Here is a 12,557-nt window from a genome sequence, read left to right as displayed (position 1 = left end):
GCACCATGACGCTTCTTCAACTAGATTTTATCTTCTTGAATTCCTTAGTCAGTATCGGCAGAACTTCCACCACATCGCCAACGATGCCGAAGTCGGCCATAGTAAAGATCGGCGCATCAGGGTCCTTGTTAATGGCGATGATGATGTCCGAAGATGACATCCCGGCCAGATGCTGAATGGCGCCGGAGATGCCGCAGGCAAAGTAGATCTTCGGCCCTACTGTTTTGCCAGTCTGGCCGACCTGATGCAACGCCGGTTTCCAGCCGGCATCCACTGCTGCCCGCGATGCGCCCACTGCTGCGCCCAGGACGTTAGCCAGATCTTCCACCAGGCAGAAATTTTCCATTTTTCCCAGTCCACGTCCCCCAGCTACAATGATCTCAGCTTCTTCCAGATTACAGGCTGTGGTACAAACACGAACTATGTCGATGATTTTGGTCCGAATGCTGGCGGCCTGGACTTTGCTGGCTACGCGGATGATATCGCCGACTCGCCGGTAGTCAGGAACCGGGCGTTTGAACACCGACGGCCGGACAGTACCCATCTGTGGCCGGTGTTCCGGGCACAGTATGGTGGCCATAATATTGCCCCCGAAGGCCGGCCGGGTCCAGGCCACCAGCCCGGTTGCCGTATCGATGCCAAGGCCGGTGCAGTCGGCGGTGAGGCCGGTCCCTACGCGGCAGGCGACTCGCGGCCCGAGGTCACGCCCGTCGTTAGTCGCACCAAGCAGGATAACCGATGGCTTGTAAGTTCCAATCAGATCGGTAAGTACAGCGGTATAGCCGTCAGTGTTATACTGGGCTAGCTCAGGCGCTTCCACTACATAGACCTGATCTGCTCCTGCGGCAAGCACCTCCTTAGCTAAGTCCCCGACATGATCACCGATGAGTACTCCTGCTAAGCTTTGGCCCATGGCATCAGCTAAATTACGGCCTTCACCCAGCAATTCAAGGCCAACGTTGCGTGGTTTTCCGTCCCCGGCTTCAACATACACCCAAACATTTTTATATTGGTTTTTGTCCATAGTCACTACTTTAGCTTCTGCATCACGGATAATAGCTCCCACTGGGCAGCTGTCAATGCAGGCACCGCACTGGGTACAGGTTTCCGTGATATTGGCTTTTCCGTCCTGCATAACAATGGCCCCGAACGGGCACCCGGCTTCACAAGCGCCGCAACCTATGCACTCATCTATTACTTTTACAGACACTTTTCGTTCCCCCCGACTTAAACAATTTTTGCGTCAGACAGTCTTTGGAGCAGCTCGGACACAGCTTCCCGCGCCGTGTCCCGTTGGATGAGCACACCTTGAACGCGCCGGGGTGGAGTAAATATTTTCTGTACTTGTGTAGGCGAGCCTGTAAGGCCAAGCCGCTCTGCTTTCACGTCAAGGTCTGCCGCCGTCCACACAGGAATTTCGGTGCGATTGGCCTTTATCGTCCCTTTCATCGAAGGATATCGCGGTTCATTGATAGATTTGACCACAGAGATTAAAACAGGCAGCTTGACTTCGATAACCTCATAACCATCTTCATGTTCGCGTTCGACCCGGGCAGTGTTGCCGTCAATATCGATTTTGGCGACATAGGTAACCTGGGCTACACCCAGGTGTTCCGCAGTTTCCGGCCCTACCTGGGCAGTGTCGCCGTCAATGGCTTGTTTGCCGCAGATGATTACATCATAGATACCGAGCCTGCGAATGGCCGCTGCCAGGGTGTAGCTGGTAGCCAGCGTATCGGCTCCGCCAAAAGCCCGGTCACTAATGAGAATTGCCGTATCGGCGCCCATCGCCAGGCATTCTTTCAGGGCATCCCTGGCTTGCGGCGGTCCCATTGATAGCACGGTGACTTTGCCGCCATGCTTTTCCTTTAGCTGCAAAGCCGCTTCGATGGCATTCTTGTCAAACGGGTTGACGATACTTGGTACACCCTGCCGGATGAGGGTGTTGGTTGCCGGATCAATTTTTACTTCGGTGGTGTCAGGAACCTGCTTGACACATACTACGATTTCCATCTATTCGCCTCCGTCTAACTATTTCTATCCCAGTACCATCCTGCTAACGACGACCTTCTGAATCTCCGTCGTGCCATCGGCAATAATCAGCAGACGGGCTTCCCGCAGGTACCGTTCAATCGGATACTCTTTCATATAACCGTAGCCGCCATGAATCCGCATGCACTTGTCAGTGCACCATACGGCAACTTCAGTGGCATAATACTTGGCCATAGCCGATTCTTTGCCGACTGGCTGACCGGCATCATACAGGGATGCCGCACGGTAAGTCAGGGAACGGGCTGCTTCCAGCTTGGTGGCCATTTCAGCGATATAAAATGCAATCTGCTGATGTTCGGCAATTGGTTTACCAAAAGTCTTGCGCTGTTTCGCATAGGTTACGGCAGCCTCCAGACTGGCCTGTGTGAGACCAATGGCCATAGCAGCACAACAAATACGCCCCTGATCAAACGAGTACATGGCCAGATGCATTCCCTTACCTACTTTTCCCAAAAGATTTTCAGCAGGTATCCGGCAGTCCTGGAAAATTAATTCGCGGGTAGTAGAGGCACTAAAGCCCATCTTCTCTTCTTTTTTACCAAAAATAAAACCAGGCGTCCCTTTTTCCAGGATGAATGCACTCGGACCCCTGACCCCCTCTTCCTGGGGGGTTTTTGCAAATATTACATAGATATCGGCAACCCCGCCGTTGCTGATAAAGCACTTTGATCCGTTTAGAACCCAGGAGTCGCCATCACGCACGGCGGTAGTCAGCATAGCGGTAGCATCTGAACCCGACCCCGGCTCGGTCAGGCCGAAGCCACTCAATTTTTCACCGGTAGCCAGGGGAACCAGATATTTTTGTTTTTGTTCTTCAGTTCCCGCATATTCCAAGCATTCAGCTGGTCCCTGTAACCCTATAACGAATGCTACTGCCGTGTTTGCTCTGGCTACCTCCTCAATAGCAATCACCCGGGTCAGCAAATCACTACCTGCTCCGCCATATTTTTCGGCTACTGAAAGCCCCATAAGGTTCAGTTCGGCGCACTTTTTTAGGATGTCAGGGGGAAATTCACCCGTAATGTCCATTTCCCTGGCATAGGGAGCTAGTTCTTTTTCCGCGAACCCCCGTACCATTTTCCGCATTAATTCATGATCTTCTTCTAAAATAAATCCCAAGACACAACCTCCATTCTAATTGTTTATTCAGATTATTCTGTAACAAGTATCTATAAGATGATGCCTTTTTCCCGGAGAGCGGCAATCTCTTCCGCACTATAACCGCAGACCTTGGTAAGAATGGCTTCTGTATCCTGACCAAGCGCCGGTGCGCCACGCCATACCTGGCCTGGGGTCTTATCCATCTTGGGAACAATACCGACAGCTTTGACTTTTCTCTTGGTCGTCTGATCTTCATACTCAATAATATCCTGCCGGTCAAGCCAGTGTTTGCTGTTGACAATATCCTCAGCATCAACCACTACCTGTGCCGGCACTTTGAATTTGGACATATGCTCTTCCACTTCCTGGGCGGTGTGCTCAGAAATCCACTTCCTGAGAATACTATCAAGCTCACGGCCGACTTCAGATTCGACGGCCTCCGGACTGGAGCTGCAGGCCTCAAAGCTATAGACGTTAGGGTCTAAATCCATTGCTTTGATAAACCGGGCGTATACCGCAGGGCCAACTACCCCGACCACAACTTCTTTATCTTTAGCCTTAAAGATGTTATACGGCTGCACATTGAATTGCTTGTTCCCTGATCTTTTCCGCATAATTCCCTCGTTGGCCCACAACACGACATAATCTGCAATGAATTTCGACTGTGCTTCAAACTGTGCTACGTCAATGACTTGTCCTTGTCCGGTTTTCTGAGCATGGATGTAGCCTGAAAGCGCACCGAAGACGGCAAACATCGACGAAACATAATCATTTAACCCGGGGTTGCCTCTTGAGGGCGGACCATCGGGATCGCCATTAAGGGTTAGCCAGCCGCTGGCCGCCTGCCCAATGACGTCAAAGGAACCCCGGTCGCAGAGTTCGGGGATGCCGCCGAATTTGGCTTTCCCGTAACCGCTAATGTGAATGATGACCAGCGCCGGATTGACCTTCAGTAAATCCTCGTCCTTAATTCCGAGTTTATCGGTCCAAACCACATTTTCCATCCAAACGTCGCTGTTTTTAATCAAGGTAAAAAATACTTCCCGTGCTTCTGCTACTTTTAAATTAGTCTCTAACGTTATGCTTAGCCTGTTTCTGGCGTCCTGTATCCAGGATGCACCTACCTTCTGTCCATTCTCACCAGTAAGGAACGGACTGAATAGGCGATAAGGATCGCCGCCGCCGGGACGTTCGATATAGAACACTTCAGCACCAAAGTCGGCCATCATCGTAGCCGCATAGGGCATCGCGAGATGGCCACCGGTTGTAAGTACCCTCATGCCCGACAAAGGACCAAAGGCCGGGGCTATCGCCGGTGCCGGTACTTTCTTAACATCTTCCCACTTTTTCATAACCTTCTCCTCCCATTTCCTATAAGATAACTTATTTACCTTGAAAGACCGGTTGCCGCTTTTCCAAAAACGCCTGCATGCCTTCTTTCCGGTCTTCCGTGTCATAGAGCAAGGCAGCTGCATGGGCTTCATAATCCATCGCATCATAAGTTCCCATACGTTCTGATTTTTCAAGTACCTTTTTGGCTAGTTTTACGTTGATTTGCGGTTTACCGGCTAAAACCTGCGCTACTTTTTTTGCTTCATTTACGACGTCTTCACTCTTCACAACCTTATAGACCAGACCAAAGTGGTGGGCTTCTGCTGCTGTTAGACTCTCCCCCAGTAAAACCAGGCGTTTAGCCAGCGAAAGCCCCAGCTTTTTGGGCAACCTGCTCATGCCGCCGCCCCCAGGCAAAACCCCCACATTGATTTCAGGAACGCTAAATTTAGCATTTTCAGCGGCGATCAGAAAATCAAAGGCCAGCGACATTTCAAAACCACCGCCAAAAGCCACACCATTAATAGCGCCGATTGTAGGTATTTCAAGGTTTGCCATCTTGTTAAACAGGCTTTGCAATCTGGCAAGAAACCAATAAGAGTCAATTGGTTTCGCAATATCTCCCGCATCTTTGAGATCCACCCCGGCGCAAAAGGCTTTGCCTTTGCCGGTGAATACAGCAACCTTGATTTCCTTATCATTGGCTATGTCCTGGATAACTGCTTCCAGCTCATCAATCATTTGATAACTTAACGCATTAAACTGCGCAGGCCTGTTAAAGCAGATTAAAGCAACAGAGCCCTCTGTCTCCAACAGAATCGAGTTATATTGTTTCATATTTCTCACCCCTTTGAATTCTCACAGTACCAGCGCCGTTAATCACATATTGCCTTACCCGGCAGGTATACGTACTCTTATTCAGCATCCTTTCTAACCATGGTGACGGCCTTGCCGTCTATGACCATTTCTCCCCGTTGGTTGGAAACAGTCGTTTTGATAATAAGCCTTCTTTTGGCGTCGATTTTTTCGATTATTTCAGCATAAGCAGTGATGGTATCGCCGACTAATACCGGTTTAAGAAACTTTATTTCCTGTGAAAGGTACAAACCATTTGTGCCTGGCATGCAACGCCCCATAAGAGTAGAGATGAACGAAGCTGTTAGCATTCCGTGTGCAAGGCGCTTGCCGAACACGGTTGCTTTAGCAAATTCTTCATCAACATGTATGGGATTAAAGTCGCCAATAATTCCTGCAAAGTTAACAATATCAGCCTCAGTAATGGTTTTGGTAATTGAAGCACTCTCACCGATTTCAATTTGATCATATGGCCGGGTTATTACAGTAGTGGTGTGCAATGGCATAACATTTCGCGCTCCCTTTTTTTATTTTCTCATGGACAGAGCCTGCGACAGATCTACCCATGGCTCACATCAATTCGACAAATTGCTCTATTGGTTAGTAATTATTAGGCATTGGCACTAGGCATATCAACCTTTGGCTTACGCATAAGTTTCCACATAGTGGCAGCACAGACCAGGGTAATTACCAGAATTCCTGTTTGAACCCACATAGCGGTGGTGAAGGCCTCGACCGGATAAGGCGTCCGGCCTTTAGCAACAGAATCAATAATCAAACCCCAGATCTGGTTGAAAACCCCGGCTCCAAAAATCCAGGAGAAAGTGTTCACTCCCCCTATTGCCGTACCAACCATCTCACCTGAGACCAGCTCCCGGACACAAGACATACCGCCGACGACCGCAAACATCTGGACAAAACCGATAATCGAATATATGACTTGCAATTCCAGTACACTTAGATTACGAAGGTTGAGCAGCATGTACAGCCAGGTAACAAGGAACAGCACCCCCGTCGCTACCATAACACCAGTACTGCTGATTCTTTTGCAAATTCCACCTGCCACTAAGCTGCCTGCCACCAGACCAAAAGCAGAAATGGTAAGTATACTGGAGATGGTCCCCTTATCAAAACCATAGACATTGGCCAAAAGAATACCACCCCACATTGAGGCGATTACCTGGCCGGTTGAATTAGTGCCGAGAAAGAATAAACCAATAATCCATAAACGCGGCATCGCCAGAAGCTTTTTGGTCGCCTCCATCCACCCCATAGTTGGTGCGTCAGATTTTTTCTCTTTAGCAACTTCTTCCCCGGCCAGTTCATCCGGTGTCGGCAAACCGATATCAGCCGGACGATCCTTGACAAAGAAATAAGCCACAACCGTCATCGCCAAAGTACCTGCGGCAATAATCACGAAGGATGTCCGCCAGCCAAAGTCATTCATTAGAAGCTGCAGCGGTGCGGTGGCAAAAAAGCTTCCCAAGCCGCCAAATCCCAAATACCCGCCGTAATACAGGGGAAATTGTTTAACAGTAAACCAAGAGGAGATCAACTTAATTCCGGCAATCATCAGCCCTGCCGTACCGACAGCAACAATCATCCTTCCCACAATGACCATAGTGAGAGAATGGGCGGCACTAAAAACGTAGCAGCCGATAACAAGCAACAGGAGACAAGCAAGCAAAGTTTTCCGGGGCCCGACAATATCTACTACTGCCCCGGAAGGAGCATTCCCGATCGCATAAGCCCAGAAAAACGCCAGTCCAACCAGCCCCCACTGGGATGCTGTAAGCTGCAAATCCTTGATCAGTTCAGGTCCCATGATCGCAGGGGCTCCCCGGGAAAACGCGATAAGCATGTACGCCACAACAACAATGATATAGAGAGGAATCTGGTTTTGTTTTAATTTACGAATCAATGCATCCTTATTCATATCCATACTGAATGCGCCTCCTAAATTTAGTTATAAAGACAAAGGAAAGCTGTACGCAGCTATTAAACAACTATCTCTCCTCTCTTTTTTAAATTGACCCGCACCTTTGGACAACCACCCCCCTCATAGTGAAAATCAAGATCGATTGTTCCACTTAGTAATAAAGCAAGAAATGTGCCAATCGCGAAATCGCTTAAATAACACCTTCCTGTTGCTTCTGATACCGCCTGTTTAGCCTGGATCTGCCTAGAAAATATGACGCCAAGCCTATAAGCTGGTTAACAGGATTTCCACCAGTACATGTGCAAAATATCAATTTATTCCAGTACGGCTATGCAATCTTACATAGCCGGAGTATAAAAGAAAGCATAAAATATCATCGCAATGATCCCCGTTATTGCAGTCAGCAAAAGTGAGATAATCAAGCCGGTTTTTATGACCTGACTTTCAATGCCCATAGCATCAATGGTAGCAGCTGCATTCTGCAGCTTGGTCGGGGCGATCAGGCTGGCCAAACCAGCGCCAACAGCAGAAGCCGCATTAACCATCAGGGGATCAATATGTAGCGCTTTCGCTGTTAACAGGTGATATTTTGCGAGCATTCCGATTGTCGAGGTTTCACTGCTGGTGACAAACCCGCCAAACAGGCCCAGGAATGCGCTGATAAACGGATAAAAACTGCCAAAAGCAAAAATCGAACCCTGCGCTAATACCCCGATCATATTAAGAACTGGCCTGGCGTCCTCGATAACCCCGCCAAAGATATGCGGTCCGGAATTCATCATCACAAAGCTGATAGCAAAAAACACAGTGGAGGAGATGAACGGTCTGGGGGCACGCTGCCCCCATTTAATAAGGGTATGTTTCCATACCGATCCACCCGTCCTCATAAAAATTGCTGCTACAATGGTGCTGATCAGCACCCAGGTGCTGCCGTTCCAAAGCATTCTCGTCTTGATTACCTGTCCTGGCAGCACCGAGACGGCCATGTCCCATTGATTAAACACCAGGTTATATAAGGGCTTATAGAAATTGATTACCAGCAGCGTCGTAACGAGGATAATCCAGGGCAAGAGTGCCGTTGTCAAGGACATTCCTTGCTCAACTTCCAGGTCTGCCTGGCTTAATACCGACCTGTCTATAATTGGTTTTCCCTGCAGTTTCAGGTACAGCAACAACATCAGCATTGTACAAAAACCGGCAATAACCCCTGTCAATAAAACAGCGCCATTTAAAAAAGGAATGTAGGCGATCGCTAGGGCCACCCCGCCGTTGGTAGCCCCGGCTAACATACAGGGGATAAATCCGGCTTTCATCAGCTTGCTTTTGCCTACAATCCACAGCATACCAAAGCCGATAGCGGTAGAAATTACCGGCATAAAAGCGGCGAAGGCCTGCGCTGTCCGGACAATAGTGGTGCCTGTCATATCTGAAAACACCACCAAAGAGATACCTAACAGAGCATAGGTGCACAGCGAATCATAACCAATTGCCGGCAAGGCGACTGCCACAAATGGCGAATAGCCCAAAGCAATCATAATGGGAGGGAGAATGGATACCGGAGTAGCGCCCACTGAAACCAGCAGTGTCCCTGTTCCCATACTGATAAACAGGATTTGTACAGCCTTGTCGGTAGACGCAAGGGTCTTTATGCATACGCAGATTCGCTTCAGGGCACCGGTGGCCTCCATAAAGGTAATCTGCAAGATAGATGCAACAATCATCAACGATATCCCCAGTGAAGCAACGACACCGGCCAGGCTTGCCCGGAGCGTCATTTCCGGAGCGGTGTTAAAAAATACAATGGCAATCAGGGAAGCCAGCACCCACCCGATAAGTCCGCTATGATCCACCGCCGTCTTCTTCACGGTCATCAAAATGAAAACCACAATAATAGGCAACAGTGCCAACATAATAGCTAACAGCAATTTCCCCGGACCTCCCCTGCCTTAACGGTAAGTAATGATTTCTGCTTTACATTTCTCATATTTCCTTTCACTGTCCCTTCTTTTTTAATTATCTAAATATTTCACCTTTGTATAACGCATAAACTGTGCCAGCTGGCAAATTTCAGGTAATGTTCATCAGTCACCCTCCAAAACCCGCTCTCATCCGCCGCTTAGTAATACATTGCAAAACAGACAAATGCCGGGTTAAGAAAACTCTCGCCCACAAGAATGTGCAAAACATCAATTTTTCAAAGCCCAGTTATGCATTATTGCACAATAGATCGCTTGAACAACAAAGATAGCCTCAAAAAAAAACCGCTATCCGCGGTTTTGTTTGAGGCTATCCTCTTGATAAACAATATTTTTGTTTTTTCCTGGTCAACGTCGAGATATCAATACCAAGACTATCAGCAGCATCCTTAAGGGTCTCATGCTGGGTTAGGACGTTAACGATCAGATCACGTTCATATTCCTCAAGCGCCCCTTTTAAGGTCGCCTTTCCGGTAGTATTCGGTACAACTCCTTTTCTTTGCAAGGCTTCTAAAAGGTTCACCGGCAGATTATGCACTTCAATCACATGATCTGGTGTCATCACCACAAGATATTCAATCAAATTCTGCAGTTCACGTACATTGCCCGGCCAATCATACCTCACAAAACAATCAAGTACAGCCGGGCTTATGGTATGTTTAAAGTCATAACGTTCATTAAAGACTTGAAGAAAATACAAACCCAGCGGCAAAATATCGCCCTTTCTCTCGCGCAAGGGGGGAATAACAATAGGAATAACATGCAGCCGGTAAAAAAGATCCGCCCGGAACGCACCATTCTTCACCTGTAGCTCTAAATTCTTATTTGTTGCCGCAATTATCCGGGCATTTGTCTTGAGTTCTTTTACACAGCCTACACGCATAAAGGTTTTATCCTGGAGAACATTTAAAAGTTTTACCTGGAGGCTTAATGGAAGTTCAGCAATTTCGTCTAAAAACACAGTTCCATTGCCGGCAATCTCGAATAGCCCGGGCTTGCCATTTTTATGAGCACCGGTAAAGGCACCGGCCTCATACCCAAACAACTCTGACTCTAAAAGCTGCTCGGGTATCGCCCCACAGGATATTTTTACAAAAGGTTGTTTCTTCCGTTTGCTGACTCCTTGAATAAGGCGGGCGATCATGCCTTTACCTACACCGGATTCCCCCATGATTAAGATGGTAGAATCAACCTGAGCCACCCTTATTGCCGTGGTCAACACACTTTGCATAGCAACACTGCGAGTGATAAATTGCTTCAATTCTTCTTTATACTCAAGCCCTTCAGTCACAAGAAAATCATTCCTTTTCTGAAGTCCCGCAATGGCTGCTTCGCGCCCAAGCTCATTCAGTTCTTCAAGATCCCGTATATTACACACAACATAAGTGATCTGTTTTTTATCGGCAAAAACCGGGCTGGCTGTCACCAGGAAAGATTGCATTACATCCGGGTTCTGCAGGAGGTGGGTAATTCTCTTGCCAGACTGAACCACATCCTGGCATACTCTTTGCATTTCCTGCCAGTATGCCTCGCCAAGTTTATTAAGTAACACGCCGCCGCGCTGAAGTACTTTCCCTGCGATATCAAATATTACAATACCATCATACGAAGCGTCAAATAAGCTATCTAGCGCGCTAGTCCCGACGCATTCCCGGTGTTTTCTTTCACCAAACGTCATTATACCCCCCCTGACCTGAATCAGTATGCCGGACACCAAAAAGACAAATGATGATTGATCCGAAGGTGTCTGGAATGAAATATTCATTCCACGGCGTATAATCATGTGCTGATTGATCTGCAATGCAATTGAACCCCGGTTACCAAATCCGTATATGGAAAACTGCGAATAATTTGAATATTTTTTCCAGAATTATATCACGACATCCATCCGCGCTTATAATATGGATTTCTTTTCAAGGTTTCAACACTCCTCAATCCATTTCCTCCTTGTGCCGTAGAAGAAGAGGAACAGACAAAGATACGTCGAAAAGTAACAAAGAATATTCAACACTAACCTTGATAAAGCTGCGAGAATAAATATAACCCTCAACATTAGAAATAATAACACCGGTTAGACAGAAAATGGAGTGATCTTATGGATTTTTACCTCACTGAAGAGCAAGAAAGGCTGCGAGAAAGAGTTACTGATTTTGCCAATCAGGTTGTAGCGCCGCTTGCTCACATCGTTGACACAACCGGGCAAATACCCTCGGAAGTTATTGAAAAAGCCGTTGATATGAACCTGCTTGGCCTTGCGATCCCCAAAGCTTATGGTGGTAGCGGGTTGGGCTATATTGGCCTCGTCATTGCCATAGAAGAGATTGCCCGTGTCTGCGCCTCCACGGCCTTTGTGATCGCCAGCCACCAAGGGCCTGCAGAAGCAATTTCTTTGTTTGGTTCACCCCAGCAAAAAGAGGATTATCTGGTTCCGATGGCACATGGAAAATATCTCGGCGCTTTTGCAGCAACAGAAACCGGAGCCGGCTCTGATGTAGCTGCTGGTGCAACCTATGCCACACAAGAAGGCGATAACTGGATTATTAATGGCAGAAAAATCTTTGTTACGAATGCCCGTCAGGCAGGAATGGCGGTAATCACGGCCATTACAGAGGATTCAAGACGGCAAAAGGAGCGCTTGAGCCTGCTTATTGTACCATCAGATTTACCGGGATTTACCATAGGAAGCAAGTATAACAAGCTAGGAATGCGTGGTGTAAGCAACCATGAAATATTTTTTGATGACTGTCAGGTTCCGCTGAAGAATCTCATTGGCACAAGAGGCGCTGGCTATTCTCAACTTCTCGAATTGATGAGCCGGCACCGCATCTTCGGAGCTGCGGTGTCGGTTGGCATTGCGCAGGTTTGTTTGGAATCATCTCTGGCCTATGCTAAGCGGCGTGTACAATTCGGACAGCCACTGGCAAAATTCCAGGCAATCAGGTTTAAACTAGCTGATATGGCGACCCAGCTTGAGCTCGCCCGTTTAATGACCTATAAGGCCGCCTGGCTTGTCGATAATAATAAACCACATCGTCGCGAATCGGCTATGGCCAAACTATTTGCTTCGGAAATCGCCTCCCAGGCGGCTAATCAGGCCATCCAGATTCATGGCGGGGCAGCCTATACCACAGACTTTCCCCAGGAACGCTACCTGCGTGATGCCAAACTCATGGAAATTGCGGAAGGAACCTCAGAAATTCTGCGAATCACTATTGCTAAACAATTAGGCTGTTAATGGCTACCCCTCCCAGCGTTTTGCCAACTAGCATAAAATACTCCTGCCAAGTCAGACAAACTTGACA

The 12,557-nt window shown here is 48.0% G+C and carries 10 protein-coding genes; 1 reads left to right on the top strand and 9 read right to left on the bottom strand.

The genetic code is table 11. From position 1 onward, the window contains the following. Positions 1-16: 16 nt before the first annotated feature. From VN379_RS05190 to VN379_RS05150, 9 genes are all read right to left on the bottom strand, one after another. Positions 17-1,210: an FAD-binding protein gene (locus VN379_RS05190; RefSeq protein ID WP_325531499.1), complete on the bottom strand. Its 1,194-nt coding sequence runs from the start codon at positions 1,208-1,210 to the stop codon at positions 17-19. Positions 1,211-1,227: 17 nt separating this feature from the next. Continuing rightward, on the bottom strand, positions 1,228-2,013 hold the full coding sequence (locus VN379_RS05185) for an electron transfer flavoprotein subunit beta/FixA family protein (RefSeq protein WP_325531497.1): 786 nt from the start codon (positions 2,011-2,013) through the stop codon (positions 1,228-1,230). Between the two features lie 24 nt (positions 2,014-2,037). Continuing rightward, the gene (locus tag VN379_RS05180) at positions 2,038-3,171 is read right to left on the bottom strand and encodes an acyl-CoA dehydrogenase family protein (RefSeq protein ID WP_325531495.1); all 1,134 of its coding nucleotides are present in this window, start codon (positions 3,169-3,171) and stop codon (positions 2,038-2,040) included. A 50-nt stretch (positions 3,172-3,221) separates the two neighbouring features. After that, positions 3,222-4,505, bottom strand: a complete 1,284-nt coding sequence (locus VN379_RS05175) for a CoA transferase (RefSeq protein ID WP_325531493.1) — start codon at positions 4,503-4,505, stop codon at positions 3,222-3,224. 31 nt (positions 4,506-4,536) lie between these two features. Continuing rightward, positions 4,537-5,322, bottom strand: coding sequence for an enoyl-CoA hydratase/isomerase family protein (locus VN379_RS05170; RefSeq protein ID WP_325531491.1), 786 nt, complete (start codon positions 5,320-5,322; stop codon positions 4,537-4,539). Positions 5,323-5,399: 77 nt separating this feature from the next. Then, on the bottom strand, positions 5,400-5,846 hold the full coding sequence (locus VN379_RS05165; protein ID WP_325531489.1) for a MaoC family dehydratase: 447 nt from the start codon (positions 5,844-5,846) through the stop codon (positions 5,400-5,402). A 104-nt stretch (positions 5,847-5,950) separates the two neighbouring features. Continuing rightward, positions 5,951-7,282: an MFS transporter gene (locus VN379_RS05160; RefSeq protein WP_325531487.1), complete on the bottom strand. Its 1,332-nt coding sequence runs from the start codon at positions 7,280-7,282 to the stop codon at positions 5,951-5,953. Positions 7,283-7,617: 335 nt separating this feature from the next. Beyond that, positions 7,618-9,204, bottom strand: a complete 1,587-nt coding sequence (locus tag VN379_RS05155) for an L-lactate permease (protein WP_325531485.1) — start codon at positions 9,202-9,204, stop codon at positions 7,618-7,620. Between the two features lie 361 nt (positions 9,205-9,565). Continuing rightward, positions 9,566-10,933, bottom strand: a complete 1,368-nt coding sequence (locus VN379_RS05150) for a sigma-54 interaction domain-containing protein (RefSeq protein ID WP_325531483.1) — start codon at positions 10,931-10,933, stop codon at positions 9,566-9,568. Between the two features lie 417 nt (positions 10,934-11,350). Here VN379_RS05150 and VN379_RS05145 point away from each other — a divergent pair, with 417 nt between their 5' ends. Continuing rightward, on the top strand, positions 11,351-12,490 hold the full coding sequence (locus VN379_RS05145; protein ID WP_325531481.1) for an acyl-CoA dehydrogenase family protein: 1,140 nt from the start codon (positions 11,351-11,353) through the stop codon (positions 12,488-12,490). The last annotated feature ends 67 nt before the right edge of the window (positions 12,491-12,557 follow it).

Source organism: Sporomusa sp. (genome assembly GCF_035561255.1).
Lineage (GTDB): Bacteria > Bacillota > Negativicutes > Sporomusales > Sporomusaceae > Sporomusa.
This window is presented reverse-complemented; position numbering and strand designations above follow the sequence as displayed.

Bases quoted from the DNA above. Each gene is read 5' to 3' on its own strand.
- VN379_RS05185 (WP_325531497.1), bottom strand. From the start codon at position 2,013: ATGGAAATCGTAGTATGTGTCAAGCAGGTTCCTGACACCACCGAAGTA.
- VN379_RS05175 (WP_325531493.1), bottom strand. From the start codon at position 4,505: ATGAAAAAGTGGGAAGATGTTAAGAAAGTACCGGCACCGGCGATAGCC.
- VN379_RS05170 (WP_325531491.1), bottom strand. From the start codon at position 5,322: ATGAAACAATATAACTCGATTCTGTTGGAGACAGAGGGCTCTGTTGCT.
- VN379_RS05165 (WP_325531489.1), bottom strand. From the start codon at position 5,846: ATGCCATTGCACACCACTACTGTAATAACCCGGCCATATGATCAAATT.
- VN379_RS05160 (WP_325531487.1), bottom strand. From the start codon at position 7,282: ATGGATATGAATAAGGATGCATTGATTCGTAAATTAAAACAAAACCAG.
- VN379_RS05150 (WP_325531483.1), bottom strand. From the start codon at position 10,933: ATGACGTTTGGTGAAAGAAAACACCGGGAATGCGTCGGGACTAGCGCG.
- VN379_RS05145 (WP_325531481.1), top strand. From the start codon at position 11,351: ATGGATTTTTACCTCACTGAAGAGCAAGAAAGGCTGCGAGAAAGAGTT.